The following is a 22756-nucleotide window of genomic DNA, read 5'->3' as shown; positions in this document are numbered from 1 at the left end:
GAGGTGCTTTCACGGCATCTTTTGCTGTAAGACGACGGCGCGCCCGCGAGGCTGCGACGCGGCAGGTCATACAGACCCGAATGCTGGTTTCAGCAACGACCGCGCTCATGCAACCTTGGATTCCGTTGATTCGCGCGGAAGCAAGTCGACGGCATATGCCATCAAACAATGTCAGATGCCAGACTTGGACGCGTTAAGAATTAATCGCAGTCCGAGCGCTGCAATGGCGACGGCAGCAACCCGATCGACCCATTTCTTTGCTCGCAGATACACTTCGCGTGGGCCCTTGCTCGAAAAGCAGAGCGCAACGATCGTGTACCAGCCGCATTCGACCGCAAACACCAGGGGCGGCAGCACGAAATAGCACCAGAGCGGCGGATGCTGCGGGAGCAATGCGGCAAAGATACTGCCGTACCAGATGGCTGTCTTGGGATTGCTCAGCTGAGTGCTCAGGCCAATCCAGAACGATTTGCGTACACTGCCAGACAGGGTTACAAAAGTGTCATCGACGGTGATCGGACTGCCAGCACCACGCCATATTTTCGACGCAACGTAAATTAGATACGCACCGCCCGCGAGTTTTAGGCCGATATAGAGCCATTCGACGGACTGCAAAAGGGTGTAGAGCCCGGCGAGTGCGACGCCGCCGAAGAAAATACCCCCCACGCCCATTCCTAGCGCAGTCGCCAGCCCATCACGACGAGACAGGCCGATGGCGTTGCGCGCGACGAGTACGAAACTTGGTCCCGGGATCATGGCGCCTAACCACAGCGCGACGAGAACGGCGAAAACGGCAGCCAATGCGGTCATCGTGGACTCCTTGGAACTGGAAATCGGACGTGCAAGCACGCATTTTGGCACAGTCGCGGGGGCCTCACGTCGCGGGAGGTCGCGCAGCTTGGCCTGCGCGAGCGCAGCGCGCTTCGTAGTTGACCATATGGCGAACGACGAGGCGGCGGATCAGCCCCCCTGCACATCGACCGATGACGGTTTGCCGTTGGACGGCCACAAACAGATGCGGCAACCATCGTTGGCACATCTGTTCGTGGCCGAACGTCATTCCAAGCCAGCGACAATTATTGCGACGCGAGCATCAGGTTCAGGTTCTGAACCGCAGCGCCGGATGCGCCTTTGCCAAGATTATCGAAAACGGCTGTTAGCAAGACTTGTCCGTCGTCCCCGTTATGAAACACGCTTAAGTGCATGTCGTTCGTACCGTTCAGGACTTGTGGATCCAGGTGTTCCACGGCGCTCGATTCGTGCAGCGGCAAGACGCGCACGTGAGTCGCGTCAGCATAGTGGCCTGCAAGCAAGGCGTGTAGCGCGGCGCCGCCCACACCGGGCGCCAGCAGCCGCACCGCCAGGGGCACCGTCAGCACGATGCCCTGACGGAACGCGCCGTATGCCGGAACAAAAATGGGACGCTGCGCGAGCCCGGCGTGCTGCTGGATCTCCGGCGCGTGCTTGTGCGCGAGTTTCAGGCCATAGACCTGGTACAAAGGCGCGTTGGCGGCTCCCGCCCCCTCGTATTCCTCCACGCCCGCCCGTCCGCGCCCGGAGTAGCCGGATACCGCATGAATGCTGATCGGGTAATCGCGCGGAATGAGCCCGGCCTGCACCAACGGGCCCAGCAAGCCAAGCGCACCGGTCGGGTAGCAACCGGGGTTGGTAACCCGGCGTGCGCTTGCAATTCGCTCGGCCTGCCCCGGCGCCATCTCCGGGAATCCGTAGATCCAGTCCGGATGAGTACGGTGCGCGGAGCTGGCGTCGATGACCCGAACCGCAGGATTGACAATTGCGGCCACGGCCTCGCGCGCCGCGGCATCCGGCAAACAGAGGATCGCGATGTCGCACGCGTTGATGAATTCTGCGCGACGCCGCAAATCTTTGCGCTCCGCACCAGCAAGCGTCGTCACTCTGATGTCGGTCCGGCTACGCAGCCGTTCCTGGATTAGCAACCCGGTGGTACCTTGATCGCCGTCGATGAATACAACGGGAGGGCTCATACGTGAAATACTCCGTTGACTTTGAATTGTAAGAAGCAAAAACGGGAACGAGCCCCTATATTCCGTGGACAGCTAGAATAACGAAAGTTGAATTTCACAACGTGATCATTCAGTTTTTTTGAATCCAGACATCGACATGCGAGAAATCAGCCTGGACCGCTTGCGCACCCTTGTAGCCATTGCAGATCGCGGCTCATTTGCCGACGCGGCACGTGCACTGCACTTGGCACCGCCAACGGTTAGCCTGCACATCAGTGAACTTGAAGACCGCATTGGGGCGCCACTGCTATCGCGAAAGCGCGGACATGTCAGGCCGTCGGCGATAGGAGAGGTGCTGGTGGAGCGCGCGCGTCGGCTGCTGGCCGATGCGGAGCAGGCGTTAGCGGACATTCAACGCCAGGTGCAAGGACTCGAAGGACGCGCGCGGCTGGGTGCATCGACTGGCGCGATCGCGCACCTACTACCGCAAGCGCTTGAGGTGCTGCGCCAGCACCACCCCGCCATCGACATCCAGGTTGCAGTGCTCACGTCACAGGAAACGTTGTCGGGACTGGTGGATGGGAGGCTGGACGTCGGGCTGGTCGCACTGCCTCAGCCCCCGGAGGCTGGACTCGTGATCACGCCTTGGAGGCGCGACCCCGTGATGGCCTTTGTGCCGGCACATTGGCAGTGCCCAGCCCGCGTCACACCTGAATGGCTCGCTGCCCAACCGCTCATCCTCAACGACGCAACAACGCGTCTTTCACACCTGACTGCGGAGTGGTTCGCAACCAAGGGGCATCAACCGGTGCCTCGCATCGAGCTTAACTACAACGACGCCATCAAGAGTCTGGTCGCGGCAGGATACGGCGCCGCGCTGTTACCCCATGAGGCAACTGCCCCATTACCGGACAAGCGCATTGTCATGCGCCCGCTGAAGCCGGCGTTGTGGCGTCGGCTCGGCATTGCCCATCGCGCGGGGTACATTGAGCGTTCCACGCAACACGTACTTGATGTGTTATGGAATCTTCGATTGGCATAGTCGTTGCCCTGCATGCTTCACACAACGACACAACATTAACGTGGCATGACCGGTGAACGTGGCCTTCACAAGCACTACGCACAGCGACGTTGAAGCGCGGGTTCAAATGCGCATTGACGCAATGAAGGAGAACTTGGAGCGCATCGGACGCTTCGACCCGAAAAGAGCTCGGGATCGCTTCCTTTCATCCTTCGATCCGGCGTTGTGCAAGTTCATTGTGGTCGACGGCGCCACAGTCGGGTTCGTACAAACGCGGCTGACTGACGACCATCTGATGCTTGAACATCTGTACGTTATTCCAGAACACCAGGGAAAGGGCATCGGGTCGGTCGTCGTTGCTGCGATCCTCTGCGTTGCTGACGCGCAATCCATCGCCACCTCCGTGGGCGCACTCCGCGATAGCGACGCTCAATCCGCGCCAGGCTGCGGGGAAAAATTGAAATGATCGACTCCGGACACACCAGGCCGGTTTTGCGGGCCGGCCAAGTGCGAGTTAGTGGGTCTTCATGAACGCGGCAATCAGTTCGGTGATCTCTTGCGGCGCATCCTCGAAGCTGTAATGGCCGACTCCGGCGAGTCGGTGAACCGGCGCCATGGGAAAGATCTCGCTGAACAGCGGAAGAAAGTGTTCAGCTGCCAGCGTCCGATCGGCCTCGCCCCAGATGGCAAGCGCTGGCTTTGAACGGATCGAGTCGAGTGCTAGCGCGTCTGGCACTTCGAAACGATGTGCCCCGATCGCGAAGCCCTTTGCCCAGCCAATCGCGCCGGCACTGTCGGTCGGCAGAGCGAAGCGCGAGCCGTAGGCGCGCAGCCACGTATCGTCGATACGCGCGTGGTTTTCGAAGCCGTTAAGCTTCAAGACACTCAGGATATTGAAGCCGAGTTCGTCCAGCACGGGTTCGAGACGGCCTTGCGAATCGGAGCGGAGAATCCACTGGAACCATGGCGAGACCGCGGCATTCGCATTCAGCCGGTCGAATAACGTGCTTTGACCAAACGGCGTCGGGCCGTTCGTGCTGACGACTCGGCGAATGCGGCCCGGATGGCGTGCGGCGAGTCCCATGCCAACGGGGCCGCCGAAGTCGTGCATGACGAGAGTGATGTCGTCTAAATCCAGCGCAAGCACGAGCTTTTCAAGGTTGTCGATATGATCCTGTAGCCAGTACGTGCGATGTTCCGGCGTCTCGCTCTTGCCGAATCCCATGTGGTCGGGCGCGATCACACGGTAGTCGCCCGCGAGCGCCTTGATCAGATCACGAAACAGGTAGCCCCACGTCGGTTCCCCGTGAATGCACAGGACGACCGCGCCGTCGGCAGGCCCTTCGTCAACGTAATGCATGCGAAAGCCGGCAACATCGCTGAAGCGCGGCGAAAATGGAAACGTTCCGTCAAACGTGTCATTGGATGGTGTCATATTGAGGGTCTCTTGACGAACGGACCGGCGGGAAATCCGCGCGGTCGAAAGAGGTTAAACTTTGACATCGCTGTCAAGGTCAAGCGTGTCTTTCGGGGGATGTCATGCGTATCGGAGAACTGGCTCGCCGCACCGGCGTCAGTGAGCGGATGCTGCGGTATTACGAGAACGAAGGTCTCCTCAATCCGAAGAGGACCGATTCGGGCTACCGCGATTACGGTTCCGACGAAGTGAACGCCGCACAGCGCATCCGCATGCTCACCGCGGCAGGTTTGAAGATCAGCAGTATCCGGCTTTTGCTGCCTTGTGTACTCGGTGAGAAACCGGTGTTTCATCCATGCGCAGAGGCGCGCGCGTTGCTGCGCGGTGAAGTCGAAAAGCTCGACGCTCGGCTGCGCGAACTCAGTGAAACGCGAGAAGTCGTTGCGAGACTGCTCAATGCGGTCGATACCAACGAGACATTGGCGCTCTAACAGTTGCGTGGGTTCGAGTATTGATGCACCGCCGCGGGGCGAGACCGATCAAGTTGACGTGTTTCGATCGAGGGTAGAAGCAAATACTTCGGATCACTGTCCAGAAAATGTCTCCACGAACGATCGTAATCGAGCGTGGTAGAGACGCTCGCAAATAACTGTCCGACGGCGGAGAAGGGTCGAAAACTGCCTCTCGAGCATGACCGTTTCCGGCCAGTTTCCGCCATTCGACATCGCCACGGGAACCGTTTTCAATCAACGACCTCGCCTGAGCTTCGGTAGGCGCGGCGGGCACTGTTTCCCGGGGCGCGTGTTCGCGCCGGATGGCACGGTCCATGAGTGCCGCCCTGTTGCGCACCGGTACCATGACGATCCTCAGACGATCGCGGACGCCGGTGCGGCCGGCGCTGGCCTGGCTGCCGTGCTGGCTGATGGCGCCCTATTTGCGCGGCGACGTCTCAAACTCGTGATGGACAGCGAAAGCTGCACTCGGTGCCGACGTACACGTGGTGCGCACGAAACCCTGTCACATCCCGTCAAAGGTCCGAGCTGCCATGAACGCGCCCGTCGAAGAAATACCGCGAGATGCTCGCGCGGATTTCATGCGGCTGCGACGGACGCGTTGCACGACGCATGCCGCCGTTACAAAATGCTGACCTTGCCGGTGGCCAGATCGTACATGGCGCCGACCACTTTCACCCGGCCGTCCTTCACGTAGTGCCCAAGGATCGGTTTGGAGACAGTCAAGCGACCGGCGTTGATGCGCACATTCTCAATCGTGGCCCTTGCCGCAAGATCCCGTTCCCCCCCGTCATGTCTGGCGGCCAGGACGGCCGGCTTGATGGACTGCACCATGTCGGCCAGATGGCCCGGCATGACAGCCTTCTCCTGAATCATCTTCACCGTGGCCGACACTGCGCCGCAGTTGGTATGTCCGAGAACCATGACCAGCGGTACACCAAGAAACTTGACGCCATACTCGAGGCTTGCCAGTCCATCGTCGTTGACGAAATTTCCAGCAACGCGCACGACGAAGAGGTCGCCGGGCCCCTGATCGAAAGCCAGTTCCGGAGCGACGCGCGCGTCCGCGCAGCTGACGATCGCGGCGATGGGGTATTGAGCCGTTACCCGTGCCGCGCGTCCGGCAGAGTAGTCCTTGTTCGAGGGCGCATTGGCGACGTAACGCGCATTGCCTTCCATCAGACGGGCGAGCGCCACATCGGGCGCAATCGCATTCGGCGCCGGGCCAGCCGACGGTTCTGCTGCAAAACCGTCCTCGGCGGTGACGCCGGCGAGAGTTATCGCGGCGGCGCCAGCGAAAAGCAACTGACGGCGGGACATCGAGGGAGCGTGGTGGTCGCACATAATCGTTTCCTTTGGTCTTGGACTACGTTGTTTTGAGCAAATGCTTTTGGCCCTGGCGATGTTGTCTGACGATCGGGACGCTGCAATCGTATCGAGGTCGGTATTGTTCGTGGAAGTCCAATTTTTGCATGTATATTTAGCACTATTCTTTAATGCACTTCGCCGCCGCAGAAAGAGGGAAAAACAGAAAGCAAATTGATGTAGCCAAACGGGGGAAATTCGGATGGGGCCGCCGGCATCACCTTATGAACAGCCCATGCATGATTACTGCGATTCGCTGTTGCATCTATTCTGTGGTGAGCGGCTGATCAACAAGCTGTTTGGGCGAGTGATGCAGTCGCATGCCTTGGGGCGTGTGATCGTCATGCATTACGAATATCTGGCAGGAACCGGTGAGCGCCCCACCTTGTCGCGACTGCAAAACCTGATTGGCTATTCGCGTACACTGGCGAGCTTTTTTGCGGTACTGCGGGTGGCCAGGCTCATTTCGGTCGAGCCCGATCAGGACGACCGGCGCCTCAAGTATCTGGTACCGGGTCCGCGGACCATCGACGGTTTGCGCCAATGGTTGATCAAGCATCTGGAATGCTGTGAATCGCTCGGGTTGATTGATCGGGGTGGTGCCGACCGCATGCGGCGCGACGACATTTTCTTTTCGCATTACGTACTGCATTCGCGGCTAATTCTCGACAACGTTACGACGCAGTTTCCACAATTTCCGTTGGTCAACTGGGCCCATCAAAACGAATGCGGGGACCGGATTGCATTCTTCCTGTTGCGCGAGCATTGTCGTTGCGTACTGGCGAGCACCGCATCGCACGATACGCGGCACTGGCTCAAGCTCAGCAGCAGCCAGATCGCATCGGATCTGGGCATTTCGAAATCTCACGTGCGCAATGTAATCAACGAAGCAGAGACGCGCGGGGTGCTGACGCACAACGAGACCCGTCGCGCCGTGACGCTTTCAGATGCGTTTGTTTCCCAGGCGCATGGGTGGTTTGTCAGCACCCTGTCGTATTTCGCCGAGACGGCGCGGCGAGCGCTGGCGGACATGGCCGCCAGCGTCGATTGATCTCGCCGCCAACCAGCGCCGCCCGCGAGATCAGTGAGGGCCGGCCTCGGTTTGCGCCAGGCGTTTCGCTCGGCGCACCACATCGGTCTGACGTAAAGCGGGGGATCAGCAGTGTCTTTGCATAGCCTTGCGCGACTTCCATTCACGTTGTTGAATCAGCGTACCTCAGAGTCTGCATAGCTAACGTTTCGGTTGATCAGGCCGTCGACGCTATCGCTCTTCGCCTGTCGATGTCGCCTCCAGAGAATCGAAGACTTTGGTGTTCGACAAGTTCGCCTTGAGACATCCATGGATAACGTGAGAGCCTAAGCGACTGCTTTGGAGCGGCGCATCTGTCGCTTGTGGGTCGGAATCGGCCCGGCGGACTGCGATGGCCGTTACCGGCCAGTAAGAGCCATTCGACACAGTCAACTGGATCGTCGACAATCGACGAATGAACATCAGATAACGACTTTCATCCACGTCAACAACCATGAAAATTGCGTCCCCTGTCGCGCTTGTTACCGGTTCGACTTCTGGCATCGGCGCCGCCATCGCCAGGCGGCTTTCAAGCGAAGGATTCTCAGTTGTCTTGCATTCGCGCAGTTCAGCAGAAACAGGTCAAGCATTGGCTCGCGAACTCGGTTCAGCCATCTACGTACAGGCTGACCTGGCTGACGATGCGGACAGGGTACGGCTTATCCGTGAAGCCGTCGCCACGTGGGGACGACTCGACGTTCTGGTCAACAATGCGGGGATCAGCCGGGTCATCCCGCATGCAGATCTGGCTGCAGCTACACCAGCGGTGTGGGCGGAACTGCACGAGGTCAATGTGGTGGCTCCGTTTCGTTTGATAGCCGAGGCGGAACCTGCATTACGTGACGCAGTTCAACGTGGCCGCCCAGGTTGCGTGATCAACATTAGCTCGCATGCGGGTGTTCGGCCAAAGGGCGCGTCAATCCCTTACGCGGCGACGAAGGCTGCACTAAACCACATGACTCGCCTGCTGGCGGTATCGCTCGCGCCCGATATTCGGGTAAATGCTGTTGCTCCCGGACTGGTGGATACACCATTGACCGCAGACTGGACGCAGGCACAGGCGCTTTGGAAGACGAGGGCCCCAATGCGGCGGTCAGCTAGTCCGGAAGACATTGCTCAGGCTGTCATGATGCTGGTCGCCTCAGACTATCTAACTGGAGAAATTCTGCTGTCGGATGGTGGGTTGAATCTCACGTAGCAAGGCGCATCCCAGCTTCGAGCTCCTGAATTCGGCTAGCTTCTGCCGTTCGCCTGAATCAAAGGCCGGACACTCGGACGGCCGGTTGACTTCGAAACCCGTCAACGTCCTATCCGGCTCCTGGATGCATGGATCGAACACAGACGGCCGTGCTGAGTCTAACCCGGTCCATCGCTCGCCGCCGTCAGCAGCGGCACGATTAGATCGCTGACCGGCGTGGCGATGCCACGCGCGCGGCCGCAACGCTGTATGACGCCGTTCCGGCTATCCCATTCGAGCGGCCGGCCTGCTTGCCGGTCGGCGAGGATCGATGTGCCGAGGTCGGCAGGTGCGCGCCGGAATCCATCGACGATTTCTCGCATGACTTCATCGCCTAGTGTCGCGCCTTCCGCACGAGCGACCTCGATGCACTCCTTCAGATACGCGAGCGACAGGTGTTCGATATCGGCGCGGGAATACATGCCGGCGCGGCGGCCCGTCAGAACCATCAATCCGGCGACTGCGTTCTGAAGCAGTTTGCGCCACGCGATGCTGGTGAAGTCCTCGGTCACATCCACGGAACAGCGGGTATCGCGCAACGCCGTCACGACGGCCTGCGCCGCCGGCGTGTCCGGCAATGTAAGTCTTGGTTTCGCACGCAGCCACACCGAGGCATCGGCTTCCCGTTGAGCAGGAAACCAGACCACCGAAGGCAGCACACGGTCTTTCGACACGTAAGGCGCGAATTGATCCCTTTGTTCCACGCCGTTCTGCAACACGCAAACCACGGTCTTCTCGCCGCACAACGCGGACAGCCACGTCGACGCTGTTTCGACCTGCGTCGTCTTCACCGCGACGAAGACGAGATCGAACGTCGTTTCGATGCCGACCGGACTTGTCCGCACGGGACCGGGCACGCGAATCTGGCCGCCGTCGAATCGCAAGTGCAGATGGTCGTGTGCGGTGCGCCCGAACAGCGCCGGTGTACGGCCTGCTTCGTGAAGCGCAGCGGCAACGGTGGTGCCGATTGCGCCGGGGCCCACCAGGGCGATCGTCGGAGTGTCATGCATTGTCATAGGCTTCCTGATTTGTTGAGCGTCGCGCGTACCTGACAACTCACGTCGTGCTCAGATGACGGCGAAGCGCAAGCGCTAATGGAAAGATGACAAGCGCGGTGGCGGCGGTCGCGATCGTCGCGCCGTGCACGCCGATCCGATCGCCCACCAGTCCGTACGCGACCGGCGCGAGTGCCCCCGATGCGATCGTGCCGGTGTAGAAGAGCGCGAACGCCCGCTCGGTGCGGCCGGCCGGCGTGAGTTCGGGCACCGTGCCATAAAGCACCGACGACGTGCCGTTGAGCATCACACCGAGCAGCGGCAGCAGGATCATCGCGGGCGCGAGCGGCAGCCAGATCACGGCGAGAATCAGCACCGCGGTGGCGCCTTCGGTAGTGAACACCGTTCCTATCACGCCGACCCGCGCGCCGAGCGCGCCGCAAGCAAACTTGCCCGCAGCGCCGCCGATGAAAACCAGCGCCAGCGCCGTACCCATCATCTGAGGCGAGATGCCTTTCGAGCGCAGGAGAAACGGCAGAAACGTGAGCAAGCCCATCCGCACAGCGGTATCGAGCACGCCGATCGCGAACAGCAGCGAGAATCCGCTTTGCGAACCTTGCGTGGCTTCGCTGGCCGTCGCTTCGGCTGACGACTCGATTCCGCGCACCGAAGGGAGGAAAAGTGCGATGACCAGCGCGACCAGAATGCCGATGGCCGACATCGCCCACAGCGCATGACGCCACGGCATGAAGTTAATCAGCAGCGAAACGGCCGCGGGCAGCGCGGATTTGCCGAGATCGCCTGCAAAATTATAGACACTGAGCGGAGCACGCGCGTTGCGTCCGTATGCACGCGACACGGAGCCCGACGCGAGCGGATGCTGCGTGCTCGATCCGCAACCCGACACAGTGAGCGCAACGCATAGCCCCAGCAAAGAACCCGACATGCCCGCGAGGGCATAGCCTAGCGCGGCGAGTAGCGTGCCGATTGCGAGCGTCGCGCGCGTGCCAAGCAAGCGTGCCAGGCTGCCAGCAGGCACTTGCAGCGTCGCCATGGTGCCCGCGTAGATGCCGCGCAACAGCGCGAGCGCGCCGTAGCCGAGGCCGAAATCCGCCTGCCATGTAGGCAACAGCGCGTAGATCATGTCAGTGTAGCCGTCGTGCAACGCGTGCGCCGTGCACGAGAGCCATAAAACGCGTTTGCGTTGCGCGGAGCGGGTCGGATCGGGGCACTCGGCTGTGTTCGTCGCCGGCGCGGAAAGGAAGAAAAGTCGCATTCGTTGAACCAGGGCGCGCAAGTGCGAGTCACGTCGCGCATATCGTTGCAAGCCAGACCGAAGTGTACGGTCGCTCCACCCGTGCAACAACTGACATAAAATTGAGTCGGACGGGAGAAAAAGTCACCTATGAGTACCAGGAAGCGCGTGGCCTCGGATACCGAAAAATTACCTCCATTGAATGCCTTGCGGTACTTCGAGGCGGTGGCCCGTCTCGGCAGCTTCGCGGGTGCGGCGAACGAGCTTCACGTGACGCATTGGGCCGTGGGCAAGCAAATCCGCATGCTGGAAGACTGGTTCGGCGTTCCGTTGTTCGAGCGTCGCGCGCGCGGCGTCGTGCCCACCGACGAGGGAACCACATTGCTCGGCGATGTCAACGGCGCGTTCGCGCAGCTGGGCAGTTCGGTGGGCCTGTTGCGACGGGAATCGATCACGCGTCGAATCAGGGGTGTGGTGCGCGTGAATGCGCTGGCGAGCTTCGCGCTGTGCTGGCTTATTCCCAGGCTGGCAGATTTCCAGGCGCTGTATCCGGACGTCGATGTGAGGCTTTCGACCACTTCGCGCCGGCTCCGCTATGTCAGCGATGCATTCGACGTCGGCGTGCGCTCCGGCCCCGAGGACACGGCCGGCCTCAAGTCATCGATCCTGATGCCCGACCTGCGCTTGCCCGCATGCAGTCCAAAGGCTTTGGTCAGTCGTCCGCTCCGCGCCGTCGCCGATTTGCGCAACCACACATGGCTGCATTCGACGAGCACGCGCACAGCATGGTCTGAGTGGGTACGGGAGGCGGGCGAGCCGACCATGCAGGGTGTACGCCATCTCAATTTCGATCACGTGTTTCTGCAATTGGCCGCAGCGACGGAAGGCCTCGGCGTGACCCTGGCGTCGCTGCCCCTCATCGAGCGCGAGATCGCCACGGGGCGGCTCGTGTGTCCGTTGCAAGGACCGGTTTGGCGCGGGCCCGATTACACCATGGTCGTCAATGTGGATCGTGCGGACGACGAAGCCGTCAGAGCGTTCAGGAAGTGGATCGTCGCTGCGGCAAAAGCCAGCGTCCCATCGAGCATGAAGTCTTCCTAGCACGGACTGTTGACGCTGATGGTTAATGCTCATTGAGGGACGAGGGGCATGCTCGTGCTGTTGCAGAGAATGGCCGATCGCGGCCGCCCACCTTCGTCAGGTGATGTGCATTCGGATGACCGCCGATCTCCGACAAGAGACATTTAAGGCAGCCGACAAAAACGTCCGAGAAGGGTCGGAATCGGCCCCGGGGAACTGACGACCGTTTCCGGCCAGAGACTGACATTGGAACGCGTGACAAGAGCTCATTTTTGACGAGCACGAGTCGCTGATTCACGAAGGTTTAGTGATGCAGGTGTTCGCATTCGCCAGAGACGCATGGATTGCTCTCCAGCTTCGCAAGAGCTTGGGCATGGCGCAGCACCTCGCGGACCTCCAAAGGCCCACCGTGCCCCATGTGGAACCGCTTGCCGCCGCTCTCCACCATCCGGATCAGTTCACGCGACACCGTGGCGGGATTATCTTCGAACGGCGGTCGAATCGCTCGCCCCTTTCGGATCATCCCCCCTATCAGGATGCCTGAGGCGATCAGGTCGCCGACCATCATGTCATCGGACGACAACTCGACGGCAATCGAGCCGGGCGTATGGCCGCCAGTATGCCGCACGACGCCATCAACGCCGAAGTCGAGCAGGTTCACCGTGTGACCGTTGGTCATCATGATGTCCGGGGCAAAGCCTTCGTATGGTTCGTGCGGCACTGGTGTCTTGAGAAACAGCTTGCCGACCCAACTCGTCGTGCAATAAGTCATCGGCTCCTTGCGGCTGTAAAAATCCGCGTCATTCTGGTGCGCCAGAATGGGCGCGCCAGACAATGCGCGCACACGTGCCGCGCTGCCGGCGTGATCGGTATGGGCATGCGTGACAACGATCAACTTGATGTCGCGAAACGTCAGCCTGTGTTCGGCCAGAACCTTGCCGATCTTGAGTTCCGATCCGGGAATGCCGGTGTCAATGAGTACACAACCGGCCTCGCTGCGGATGAGATGGGCGTTGACCATACCAAAAGGCAAGATCGGAATGGTGATGATCTGGATCTGAAACATGGGGTTATCCTTGGATATGCAGGGGCACGGCTACATGCGGTCTATTGTGTAAATGAAGAAGTCTTCATCATCGCTGCGATGCCGCGCGTTCACCGGTGCCCGCGATCATGTTAAGACCGGCAAGAGGCCCTTCCGCAGGCTCGATCTGTGAGGGCATAGCGCCCACTAACGGCGCGGCAAAGCCCCGGATCAGGTCTGACAGGTCACCCGGTGCTTCCAGGGGCGAGAGATGGCCAATGCCCGACAGAATATGCAAAGTGGCGTACGGTATGCGTGTCATCAACTCCCGCTGCAGCACTGCAGGTGGATCGACCTGATCTTTTTCGCCCGAAATGACGAGGGTGGGGACGCGAATCAGTGCGGCTTGCGCGCTGATGTCTTCCTGGCTGGCGGCCAGCGGCCATGCCACTTTCGCAGCGGGCGCGCCTTGCAGGCTGTCCTCCATGACTATTTCCAGATCGTCCGGCTGAAGAGAACTGGCCGCCAGCACCTGCCGGACGGTGGCCAAGATGCTTTCCCGGCTGTCGTAGGCGTTGACCATGCCTTGCCTGACTGCAAGCGGCACGTTCATCGGAGATGGCGGCGATGGCGCCACCAGCACCAGCCCTGCCAATCCCGCCGGGTGGCGCGATGCCAGCAGCTGCGCGACTTTGCCGCCCATTGAATGCCCCACCAGGATGTAACGATCGAGGCCGAGACTTTCGATCAGCCGTTGGGCATCATCGGCCAGAGCCGCTAGCGTGTAACCGCCAGGTGGCTTGTCCGACTGGCCCCAGCCTCGCTGATCGATCGCGATGGTACGAAAAGCGGGCCTTAGGCTCTGGGTGACATGCCGCCACGTGCGCGAGGAACCTCCCCAGTAATGCAGGAACACAAGCGCCGGAGCGTTGATCCCGAGATCCTCGACATGCAGTTTGACGGTGTCCGAACAGGTGTTCATGCGACGGCTCCTGAAACAGGCTGGCAGCACGGATACTGCGGCTGTGGTGATCTCAGGCGGCGGCCTGGAGGATGAAGTCAGCGACGACCACGGGATGTGACAGCATCGGCACATGGCTGGAAGCGACGCGCTTGATCGTTGCATTCATGCGCGCGGCCATGCGTTCCTGCTCCACGCGCAGGATGGCCTGATCGTCTTCGCCGATCAGGTAGAAGGTGGGACGACTGTGCCATGCGGCCTGTGTCAGTGTGCCGCCGAGCGCGGCACCGTTGATCGGGCCTTGCGTGGCGTGGACTACCTTCTGCTCGGCGGGTTCAAGGTCCTGTGCGAACAGGGTGGCGACGCCCCTGGAGGTGAGCGACAGAAACCCTTCCGCGTCGGGTCTGATTTCGTCGTTTAGCGGCGCTGCTTCGAACTGAGCGAAGAGAGAGCCCGCAGATTCCCCCGCATCCGGCGCAAAGGCGTCGATGTACACGAGCCGTTTGACCTTGGGATCGTTACCTGCCTGTCCGATCACGGCGCCCGCATAGCTGTGACCGACCAGGACCACATCTCCCTGCGCCCGCGCGATGGCACGGCCAACCGCCGCGACATCGGCCTCGAAACTGGTGAGCGGGAGCTGGACGGCAGTCAAGGTCATGCCGCTGGCGGCCAGCAGAGGAATGATCTTGGCCCAGCTGGAGCCATCAGCCCAGGCGCCATGAACGAGGATCACGTTAGAGACAGAGTGAGATGCTGCGCCAGTCATGGTATTTATCCTTGAGTAAAGGGTTTGGGGGAAGATGCTTAGCCGTGCCAGTGCGAGCGGCGGATCGCGGAGCAGAAATTACCGCGATGGAAATGCGGCTCCTTGTCGGCGATTACGTCTGCCTTGACGTTGCCGAATGTGGTGTCGGGCTTATGCCTGATGCCGTCGTAGAAGGCCTGGATAATGTCTTCCTTGAAGGCGGGTGTGCGTGGAAAGGCTGCGACCACGGCCTCACGGATGTCAGCGGGATACCGGTCATAGGTCAGTCCCAGCACGTCCATCTCAACGCCTGCAGTGGTAAGGGCGATCACCGGATGCATGAATTCCGGTACGCCCGGCGTGGTGTGCAGCGCAATGCCGGTCCACACCTTTTCAATGTCGGCGGGGTCGAGCTTGTAGCTTTGCAGGAAGTCGCGGGCCGCGTTTGCCCCGTCCACTTCGAAGCGCAGGTCGGCGCTGCTGTGCGACGGCATCAGACCAACATCGTGGAACATCGTCGCCGCGTAAAGCAACTCCGGGTTGAAGCTCAGGCCGCGTTGCTGTCCAGCGATGGCGCCGAAGAAAAAGACCCGGCTCGAATGGTTGAAGAGCAGCTCGGTCTCCGTATCGCGCACAAATTCGGTGATGGCTCGGGCCAAGGCGCTGTCGGGAATGACGATGCCATTGATGGCCGGCGTTGCATGATGACCGTAGGTCAAGATTGTTCTCCGTAGGTAGCGGACATGGCGGGTATCTGATGATTGCGCCAGCGGCTTGTGCTGACGGCCATTGCCGTGGGTTGAATGGATGGTTTGGCTGGTGCCCGACGAGGACCTTGTATCCGCCCCAATCATCATCGCGACAATTCGGCCCGGCAGCAATTGCATTGATCCCCCGAAAACTGCCAAGCGTGGGTGATAAACTGCCAGCGGCGTTTCGGGCAAACTGGCGTCCGGAAACGGTTCATTCCTGGCACAAGGACACGGGTACCGATGGCAAAGAGAGAAGTTGCAGTCGTCATTTTCGACGGCGTTCAAGCGCTTGACGTAGCCGGCCCACTTGATGTCTTCACCGCAGCGAATGGCTTCTTGCCGGAACAGGACCATTACCAATGCGTCCTGGTGGCGGGCAGCACACAGCGCCTTCGCAGTTCCAACGGAATGTGGATGGTCGCTGATCTCAGCTTCGATCAGGCGGACCGCGCTTTTCACACGGTGCTGGTGGCAGGCGGCCCGCACCTTCCCGCAAGTCCACCCGACGATGCCTTGTCGGCATGGCTGAGGCGATGGGGTGTCGCGGCCCAGCGATATGGCTCGATTTGCACGGGCGCTTTTGCGCTAGGCCATGCCGGACTGCTCGATGGGCGAACCGTCACGACGCATTGGATTTGTTCGAAGCAGCTCGCAACGCAGTTCCCTGCCGCGCGGGTGGAGCATGACCGGATCTATTCTCGTGATGATCGCTTGGTGACCTCCGCCGGCGTGACGGCCGGCATCGACCTCAGTCTCTCTCTGGTTGGAGAAGATCACGGACCTGCGCTTTCTCTCGCATGCGCCAAGGCGCTCGTTGTTGTCGCGCAGCGCCAGGGAGGCCAATCTCAGTTCAGCCCCCTGCTGATCTCGGTCCGCGACCCGGAAACCCCGCTGGGCAAGGTACAAACCTATGTAATGGAACATATCCGGGAGGCCTTCCCGGTTGAGCGGCTCGCTGATATTGGCGGTGTAAGCCCGCGTAGCATTGCGCGGCTTTTCGTTAGTGAACTGAGCGTAACCCCGCATGAATTCGTGGAAGGGGTTCGCCTGGATCAAGCTCGCAAACTTCTGGAATCCACAGAGGTGGCCCTCAAGACCATCGCATTCGACTGTGGCTTTAGCAGTCCTGACCAGATGCGGAGCGCGTTTCAGCGGCGACTCAACGTCACACCTCAGCAATATCGAGGGAGCTTCAGAACCGCGTAAGAGAATTTGTTTCGAGGAAATTGGCCCGTCGTTGTTAAACGGCTGACTATGAGCGCGGTTAAGTGCTGCGATGAAGACGCGGTATGCCGGAGAGCACGTGGGCACCCGCTCTGAATTGGCACCTTGCTTCGCTCATTTGAACGACATCGATCTGGTGCCTTGCACACCCTGACCACCAGGTGCATGAGCTTGCCGCATGAAAGTGCATGAGTCCGCAGCATGCCGAATCCTCCTCCGGCCCCAATGGCGGCGGGCCTTGCCGCTCGGCGCAGACGTGCCAAAATAGGTTGCATCAAGCGGGCAGGCGTGGCGGGGTCATGACCGCGCGCGCCGGGGGCTGGGCCGCGGGGTGCTTCCCATCAAGAAGGTCGCTTCCCGATGGGCCCTGCGCCGCCCCCTAGCCTGCTCTATTGAGCCGTCGCTGAGTGCTTTACGACGACTGGCGGCATTGGATCGGTAACGGTCGGATGACTGACGACCGTTACCGGCCATGAGCCGCCGTTCAGGGCATGCAAGATACCGACGTTCAAACGTCTCAAACCCTCCGGTAAGAGACGTTCGATGACTGCACGGAACTTGCAGCAGCGGCCTCTTAACCAGTGCAACGCTGTGCCGCGCAACCTCGCCGGGCTGCTGACCGCGATATTCACCAGCTCGAGACCCGCCCGGTCCCATTTGACTTATTGCCCAGTATCCCGCTGCCGCCGATTGCGATAGCGCACCTGCTAGTTCAGCAGTCCAGTTTCGAGCATCGACTCGGACCAAGCAAACGCCGCCTTCATCTGTTCGACTTCTTCCTTCGGTGACCGGCCGAACACGCGCTTGAATTCCCGGCTGAACTGCGAGGGGCTTTCATAGCCGACGGTTGCCGACGCGGCGGCTGCCGTCAACCCGGTGCGGATCATCAGCAGGCGAGCCTGGTGCAGCCGCGTCGATTTGAGATATTGAATTGGCGTTGTATGGGTCACAGCCTTGAAATGGCGGTGAAACGTCGGGACACTCATACCGCTTTCGTTGCACAGGATATCCACGTCGATACGCTTGTCATAGTCGGCGTGGATACGGCGAAGCGCCCGCGCGATCTGCGAGAAATGTCCGGTGGCAGCGAGCGACGCGCGCATTGCATCGCCTTGTTCGCCGCTCAGCACCAGGAAGAATATCTCGCGCACCACGAGCGGCGCGACGATCCGGGCCTCTAGCGATGAACCGAGCGCCGCCAGTAGGCGAAGCAGCGTGTTCGAAAGCCGATCGTTGAACGGGGTGGAATAGATGCCTCTCGGCGCCGCGGATGGTTTATTGCCAGTGGTATCGACGGCAAGCATCAGGTCAGCGGTAATCCCCGGATCGAGCCGAAGAGTGACCGCGAGCAGCGGCTCCTCAGGCGTGGCATCGGTCTCCGTAGTAAACGGCAACGGCACCGAGAGCACCAGATAGTGATTCGCATCGTAAAGAAAAATCTCGTCCCCCAGGAAACCTCGTTTGCAGCCTTGGCAGACGAGTACGATGCTCGGTTCGTACAGCACCGGCGTGCGACCCAGCGAGCGGTTCGAGCGCATGAAGCTGACGCCTGCCAGCATGGATGCCGTGTATCCCTCGTTTGGCGCAAGCCGCTTGATCAACCCAACTATCCGTCTTTGCCTCGCAAGCATTCCCCTTCCTCTGGCGTAGTTACATCGCAGTAGCGAATATAGTCGATACGCGGGATCCGCGCGTTCATTTGATACTTATAGGCAAGAGTGCGAGAACAGTAGCCATGGCTCGGCATGCCCGGCAGATGTACATTGATTCACACGATTTCGAGCCGGTCGTCAGCTCGCTCTGCAAATCAACTTTTGAGGAAATGAACATGCAAGGTATCAATGAAGTCGAAGGCAAGGTCGCCATCGTCACCGGCGCAGCAAGTGGCATCGGACGCGCGATAGCGGACCTGCTCGTAGCACGTGGTGCACGTGTGGTAGCCGAGGATATCGATCCCGCTGTAGAGGCACTGGCAGGACCCAACGTTGTGCCGCTCGTCGCCGATATTTCCGTGGACGGCAGCGCGGAAAAGGCGGTGGCGCTCGCCATTGAACGTTTTTCGCGATTAGATCTGCTCGTGAACAACGCCGGCATTATTATGAACAAACTTGTGGTGGACATGTCGCGAGCCGATTGGGAGCGGATCATCAATGTCAACCTGACTGGTGCTTTCCTGCACTCGCGCGAAGCCATGAAAGCAATGATCCCGCAACGTTCAGGCGCGATCGTCAACGTGGCTTCTTATGCGTCGTACTTTGCGTTCCCTACGATCGCCGCTTACACCGCGTCCAAAGGGGCGCTAGCGCAGCTTACGCGAACGCTTGCGCTGGAAGCGATTGAGCACGGGATCCGGGTCAATGCTGTTGGCTCCGGCGACGTGCTCACCAATATCCTCAACACGGTGGCAGCAGACGGCAACGGCGTCGCTGCGTTAGCAGCCCACGGGAAAAGCGCACCGATCGGGCGGGCAGCCGATCCGAAGGAAATTGCGGAAGTTGTCCTATTTCTCGCCTCTGCAAGAGCCAGTTTCATGGTCGGATCGGTCGTGATGGCTGACGGCGGAATGAGTGTGAAGGTTGGCTCTTAACAAGGGATGACTAGCGTCGCCATGAACGTCAACTGGTCACCCCGCCGACGCCCCCTTCGCCGCAGCGACTACAAGCGGCACAAGGTCCGCAAGCGCCGCCTTCTCCGAATACCGAGATGCCAGAGTCGAGAGATTGATCGCGGCGATGGCGCGACCCGAAAAATCGAAAACAGGTGCAGAGATCGACAGGCTGTCTTCATCGAAGCTTTTCGCCGTCAATGAATATCCCGCGCTGGCCACCTTCGCCAGCATCGCAACGATATCGTCGTCACGCTTGCCCGCGAATCGCTCGCGCGCGGCGTCGGGCATGTGCGCGATGAGGGATCGCACCTCTGCTTCGCTGCGTTGGCACAGCAACACCTGACCGGATGACGACGAGAGCGCCGCAAAGCGGCTGCCCACCGACAACGTGATCGACGCCAGATGCACGCTCGGCACATTGCCGATGACCACGATCTCGTCGCCGTCGAGTTCCACCCACGAGACCGTCTCGCGTGTGTCTTTCGCCAATTGCGACAGCAATGGATAGCTACGCTCGAGCGCGGCATTCGCGCCGATCATGCTGTGTACGAACCGGAACACCTTGGCGGAAACGGAATAGAGCTTCGACGCGGGATCGCGTCGCAAATAGCCCAGGCGGTGCAACGTGTAGACGAAGCGTTGCGTTGCGCTTCGCCCAAGGCCACTCATCTCGGTGATGTCGGCAATCGACAGTTGCTGGCTCGACTGATCGAACGTCTCCATCACACGCATCGCCTTGGCGACCGAGGCAACGTAAAGACGCTCGTCCAGCTCGGCGTCTTCGGGCAGGGGCAAATTCAAGATCGCGCATCCTCGAAAGGATCAAAAGGATCGCGAGAACTTTCATCGGGCGGCACGGCCGTCTCCCCCACTGGCGAGACGCGTCGCGCTCATAGGCGCTCACACGCGCCCAAGCACAGCCAAGGGTAAACCACACCTTTGCGATGAATATTCTCGCGACTAGGATTCAGTTAAATTGGAATGCAATTTCGATAATTACATCCCAATTATACAAATTCCGACGTCAAACACAAGCGATGTCGACATTCCTGTTCATCCACTCGCGACATCGTTCCTATCACCGCCCCATGAGCCAGCCCACCGCCGTCTTGCACACCCATGTCGACATCGCTTCGGTGCCGGACGAAACCATCGCGGCCACCCTCGCCCGCCGCGCCGAGACAACCCCCGACGCGGTGTATTGCCGATTCAACGACGACGTTATGACGCTGGGAGACTTGGCACGACGCGTCGATCGCCTGGCCGACATCCTGAGCGCGCAAGGGCTGCGTCATGGCGATCGGGTCGCTCTCATGCTGCCAAGCCACCCCGATCATCTCGTGGCGATCTTCGCGCTCACCAAGCTGGGGCTGGTACGTGTGCCCGTCAATGTCCACCTCATCGGCGCGTCCCTCTCGCATCTGTTCGACTATCTGGCGCCCAAGGCCTTGTTGGCCGACCGCCAATATGCGGAAGCTCTCGGGCACGACATCGACAAGGTCGATCAGATACTCTGGCGCGATCAGGTCTTCGCGAACCGTACGAACAAGGATACCGATGCGGGCACGGACAAGCGCAGCGACGCCAAACATTCCGTCGTTGTCGCCGACGACATTCTTGCCCTCACGCCCAGCTCCGGAACCACGGGCGCCCCCAAGGGCGTCCTCAAATCGGATCGCACGCTTCGCGCTGGCGCGATGGCCATCCTGCGACTGACGGGTGCGCAACCGGGCGACACGTTTCTGCTCTGGGAGGCGTTGCACCACGGCGCCGGGGTTGCGGTTGCGATTTCCGCGCTGCTCGGCGGCACACAACTCGCGATGGTGGAGCGCTTCAGCGCCTCGCGCTTCTGGGACGACGCGCGGCGTTACGGCGTCACGCACATCCACTATCTAGGTAGCGTCCTACCGATGTTGCTCAACCAGCCACCGCGAAGCGATGACCGGCAGCACAGCGTGCGTATCGCCTGGGGCGGCGGTTGCCCCGCCGAACGATGGACGTCGTTTGCGCAGCGCTTCGGCGTCGAGATGCGAGAGGGTTACGGCCTCTCGGAACTGACCACCTTCGTGACGGTGAATCTTGATGGATTGGTGGGTTCCATCGGCAAGCCACTCACCTATTTCGACGTCGCGCTCGCTGACGAGAGCGGCCACCCCGTGGCACCGGGCGAGATCGGCGAGATCACCGTGCGCGGGCGTGTCCCCGGGCTGGGTTTTCTCGGCTACTTCCGCAATGTCGACGCCGAATCGTCAGCGCGACGCGGCGAGTGGTTTCTGACCGGAGATCTCGCACGCCAGGATGCGCATGGCTACCTGTATTTCGCGGGGCGGCGCAAGGATATGGTGCGTCGTCGCGGCATCAATATCGCCGCGTGGGAAGTCGAGCGCGTTTTCGCGGAACATCCCGCCATCGAAGAAACCGCGCTTGTCGGCGTGCCGTCCGCGTTGGGGGAGGACGAGCTGAAGTTGTTCGTGCGACTCCGGGCCGGACACGCCGTTGCGCCGCTCGACTTGATCCAGTGGTGCGAGTCACGAATGCCTTATTTCCAGATTCCGCGCTACGTCAGTTTTATCGACGAGTTCCCCAAAACCCCGACGCAACGTATCCGCAAGAACGATCTCGAGCGCTCGGTCGACGGGGTTTGGGATCTCGAGTCGTCCGGTTACACGCTGGCGAAAACTCGCATCAGTGCTCGCGACAGAGGCCGCCATGCCTGAGCTGATCATAGAAGCGATCTGTCCTGGTGTCACCACCGTGCGCATTAATCGCCCCGAAAAGCGCAATGCCTGCAACCGGGCGGTGTGGCAGGGCATTGCCGACGCCGTCAATCGACTCGCACAGCGCGACGACACACGAGCCGTCATCCTGACCGGCACGGGAGAGCACTTCTGCGCCGGGGACGACATCGTTGCCTACAACGCCTCGAAATCGTCGCCGAGCGCCGCGCAGCAGCACCGCGACGCCATCGATGCGGCGTACAAGGCCCTGCTCGACGCACCGTTCCCCGTGCTCGCAGCGATCCGGGGTGCCTGTGTAGGCGGCGCGGTCAGCCTCGCGATGTGCTGCGACTTCCGGATCGCCCATACGTCAGCGCGCTTGTCGATCCCTGCGGCAAAACTGAGCCTTGTCTACCCCACGGCGCATGTTCAGCGTCTCGTGCACCTCGTTGGCCTGTCGGCCGCGCGGCGCTGGTTGTACACCGCCGAATTCGTCCATGCCCAGCGGGCGACGCATGCCGGCTTCTTCGATCTTATGACCGACGGCGACGCCGTCGAAGCGGCGCTAGTGTTTGCGGGCCCCATGCTCGACAAGGCGCCGCTGTCGTTAATTGGAAGCAAGATGCAACTCAACGCGATCAGCACAGATACCCTTGGCGACGTACGAGCCGCCGTGGACGCGCAGATCGCCACGATTGAAAACTCCGAGGATTATCGCGAAGCCGTGCGGTCGTTCCGCGCCAAGTCCATGCCTCGATTCACGGGACGCTGACCCATCTGTGCCCC

Annotated in this window: 23 protein-coding genes; 11 read left to right on the top strand and 12 right to left on the bottom strand. The window is 60.7% G+C overall.

Annotation, left to right across the window (positions count from 1 at the left end; genetic code table 11):
- Window positions 1–171 precede the first annotated feature (171 nt).
- Window positions 172–810 (bottom strand): LysE family translocator, encoded by a 639-nt coding sequence (locus PTE31013_RS03875; protein ID WP_150611469.1) that lies wholly within the window; start codon window positions 808–810, stop codon window positions 172–174.
- Window positions 811–1076: 266 nt separating this feature from the next.
- Window positions 1077–2006 (bottom strand): N-acetyl-gamma-glutamyl-phosphate reductase, encoded by a 930-nt coding sequence (argC, locus tag PTE31013_RS03870; RefSeq protein ID WP_150611606.1) that lies wholly within the window; start codon window positions 2004–2006, stop codon window positions 1077–1079.
- Between the two features lie 136 nt (window positions 2007–2142).
- Here argC and PTE31013_RS03865 point away from each other — a divergent pair, with 136 nt between their 5' ends.
- Together PTE31013_RS03865 and PTE31013_RS03860 are read left to right on the top strand one after the other, a co-directional pair.
- Window positions 2143–3027 carry a LysR family transcriptional regulator gene (locus PTE31013_RS03865; RefSeq protein WP_150611468.1) on the top strand — a complete coding sequence of 295 codons (885 nt, stop codon included), beginning with the start codon at window positions 2143–2145 and terminating at the stop codon, window positions 3025–3027.
- 121 nt (window positions 3028–3148) lie between these two features.
- Window positions 3149–3472, top strand: a complete 324-nt coding sequence (locus tag PTE31013_RS03860; RefSeq protein ID WP_246173876.1) for a GNAT family N-acetyltransferase — start codon at window positions 3149–3151, stop codon at window positions 3470–3472.
- 48 nt (window positions 3473–3520) lie between these two features.
- Here PTE31013_RS03860 and PTE31013_RS03855 read toward each other — a convergent pair whose 3' ends face one another.
- Window positions 3521–4441 (bottom strand): alpha/beta fold hydrolase, encoded by a 921-nt coding sequence (locus PTE31013_RS03855; protein WP_150611466.1) that lies wholly within the window; start codon window positions 4439–4441, stop codon window positions 3521–3523.
- A gap of 104 nt (window positions 4442–4545) precedes the next feature.
- Here PTE31013_RS03855 and PTE31013_RS03850 point away from each other — a divergent pair, with 104 nt between their 5' ends.
- Together PTE31013_RS03850 and PTE31013_RS25230 are read left to right on the top strand one after the other, a co-directional pair.
- Window positions 4546–4914: a MerR family transcriptional regulator gene (locus PTE31013_RS03850; protein ID WP_150611465.1), complete on the top strand. Its 369-nt coding sequence runs from the start codon at window positions 4546–4548 to the stop codon at window positions 4912–4914.
- A gap of 335 nt (window positions 4915–5249) precedes the next feature.
- Window positions 5250–5384 (top strand): hypothetical protein, encoded by a 135-nt coding sequence (locus PTE31013_RS25230; RefSeq protein ID WP_281351786.1) that lies wholly within the window; start codon window positions 5250–5252, stop codon window positions 5382–5384.
- A gap of 172 nt (window positions 5385–5556) precedes the next feature.
- Here the strand turns inward: PTE31013_RS25230 and PTE31013_RS03845 are convergent, their stop codons facing one another.
- Complete coding sequence (locus PTE31013_RS03845; protein ID WP_150611464.1) at window positions 5557–6279, bottom strand: carbonic anhydrase; 723 nt, start codon at window positions 6277–6279, stop codon at window positions 5557–5559.
- 223 nt (window positions 6280–6502) lie between these two features.
- Between PTE31013_RS03845 and PTE31013_RS03840 the strand changes: the two genes are divergently transcribed.
- Window positions 6503–7351 (top strand): hypothetical protein, encoded by an 849-nt coding sequence (locus PTE31013_RS03840; RefSeq protein ID WP_150611463.1) that lies wholly within the window; start codon window positions 6503–6505, stop codon window positions 7349–7351.
- Between the two features lie 472 nt (window positions 7352–7823).
- The gene (locus tag PTE31013_RS03835; protein WP_150611462.1) at window positions 7824–8567 is read left to right on the top strand and encodes an SDR family NAD(P)-dependent oxidoreductase; all 744 of its coding nucleotides are present in this window, start codon (window positions 7824–7826) and stop codon (window positions 8565–8567) included.
- 158 nt (window positions 8568–8725) lie between these two features.
- Here the strand turns inward: PTE31013_RS03835 and PTE31013_RS03830 are convergent, their stop codons facing one another.
- Together PTE31013_RS03830 and PTE31013_RS03825 are read right to left on the bottom strand one after the other, a co-directional pair.
- A complete protein-coding gene (locus PTE31013_RS03830; protein WP_150611461.1) occupies window positions 8726–9622 on the bottom strand; it encodes an oxidoreductase in 897 nt (298 codons plus the stop codon).
- 40 nt (window positions 9623–9662) lie between these two features.
- Window positions 9663–10877: an MFS transporter gene (locus PTE31013_RS03825; protein WP_150611460.1), complete on the bottom strand. Its 1215-nt coding sequence runs from the start codon at window positions 10875–10877 to the stop codon at window positions 9663–9665.
- Window positions 10878–11006: 129 nt separating this feature from the next.
- On the opposite strand from PTE31013_RS03825, the gene PTE31013_RS03820 reads away from it, so the two are divergent.
- Complete coding sequence (locus PTE31013_RS03820) at window positions 11007–11957, top strand: LysR substrate-binding domain-containing protein (RefSeq protein ID WP_150611459.1); 951 nt, start codon at window positions 11007–11009, stop codon at window positions 11955–11957.
- A gap of 283 nt (window positions 11958–12240) precedes the next feature.
- On the opposite strand, the gene PTE31013_RS03815 is transcribed toward PTE31013_RS03820, so the two are convergent.
- The 4 genes from PTE31013_RS03815 to PTE31013_RS03800 all read right to left on the bottom strand — a co-directional run bounded on the left by PTE31013_RS03815 (window position 12241) and on the right by PTE31013_RS03800 (window position 15388).
- A complete protein-coding gene (locus tag PTE31013_RS03815; RefSeq protein ID WP_150611458.1) occupies window positions 12241–13002 on the bottom strand; it encodes an MBL fold metallo-hydrolase in 762 nt (253 codons plus the stop codon).
- Window positions 13003–13069: 67 nt separating this feature from the next.
- Window positions 13070–13942: an alpha/beta fold hydrolase gene (locus tag PTE31013_RS03810; RefSeq protein WP_150611457.1), complete on the bottom strand. Its 873-nt coding sequence runs from the start codon at window positions 13940–13942 to the stop codon at window positions 13070–13072.
- 52 nt (window positions 13943–13994) lie between these two features.
- Window positions 13995–14690, bottom strand: a complete 696-nt coding sequence (locus PTE31013_RS03805; RefSeq protein WP_150611456.1) for an alpha/beta fold hydrolase — start codon at window positions 14688–14690, stop codon at window positions 13995–13997.
- Window positions 14691–14728: 38 nt separating this feature from the next.
- Window positions 14729–15388, bottom strand: a complete 660-nt coding sequence (locus PTE31013_RS03800; protein WP_150611605.1) for an HD domain-containing protein — start codon at window positions 15386–15388, stop codon at window positions 14729–14731.
- A 273-nt stretch (window positions 15389–15661) separates the two neighbouring features.
- On the opposite strand from PTE31013_RS03800, the gene PTE31013_RS03795 reads away from it, so the two are divergent.
- On the top strand, window positions 15662–16627 hold the full coding sequence (locus PTE31013_RS03795) for a GlxA family transcriptional regulator (RefSeq protein ID WP_150611455.1): 966 nt from the start codon (window positions 15662–15664) through the stop codon (window positions 16625–16627).
- Between the two features lie 725 nt (window positions 16628–17352).
- Here PTE31013_RS03795 and PTE31013_RS03790 read toward each other — a convergent pair.
- Entirely contained in the window at window positions 17353–18276 is a 924-nt protein-coding gene (locus PTE31013_RS03790; RefSeq protein ID WP_150611454.1) for an AraC family transcriptional regulator, read from the bottom strand.
- A gap of 191 nt (window positions 18277–18467) precedes the next feature.
- Here PTE31013_RS03790 and PTE31013_RS03785 point away from each other — a divergent pair, with 191 nt between their 5' ends.
- A complete protein-coding gene (locus tag PTE31013_RS03785) occupies window positions 18468–19232 on the top strand; it encodes an SDR family NAD(P)-dependent oxidoreductase (protein ID WP_150611604.1) in 765 nt (254 codons plus the stop codon).
- 36 nt (window positions 19233–19268) lie between these two features.
- Here PTE31013_RS03785 and PTE31013_RS03780 read toward each other — a convergent pair whose 3' ends face one another.
- The gene (locus PTE31013_RS03780; protein ID WP_150611453.1) at window positions 19269–20054 is read right to left on the bottom strand and encodes an IclR family transcriptional regulator; all 786 of its coding nucleotides are present in this window, start codon (window positions 20052–20054) and stop codon (window positions 19269–19271) included.
- A gap of 287 nt (window positions 20055–20341) precedes the next feature.
- Between PTE31013_RS03780 and PTE31013_RS03775 the strand changes: the two genes are divergently transcribed.
- Window positions 20342–21970 carry an AMP-binding protein gene (locus PTE31013_RS03775; protein ID WP_150611452.1) on the top strand — a complete coding sequence of 543 codons (1629 nt, stop codon included), beginning with the start codon at window positions 20342–20344 and terminating at the stop codon, window positions 21968–21970.
- Window positions 21963–22742, top strand: a complete 780-nt coding sequence (locus PTE31013_RS03770; protein ID WP_150611451.1) for an enoyl-CoA hydratase/isomerase family protein — start codon at window positions 21963–21965, stop codon at window positions 22740–22742. The genes PTE31013_RS03775 and PTE31013_RS03770 overlap by 8 nt, the downstream gene beginning before the upstream one ends.
- Window positions 22743–22756: the final 14 nt, after the last annotated feature.

The organism is Pandoraea terrigena, assembly GCF_902459705.1.
In the GTDB taxonomy this organism is placed as follows: domain Bacteria; phylum Pseudomonadota; class Gammaproteobacteria; order Burkholderiales; family Burkholderiaceae; genus Pandoraea; species Pandoraea terrigena.
The sequence above is the reverse complement of the archived record's forward strand: the minus strand, read 5'-3'. Positions and strand labels throughout refer to the sequence as shown.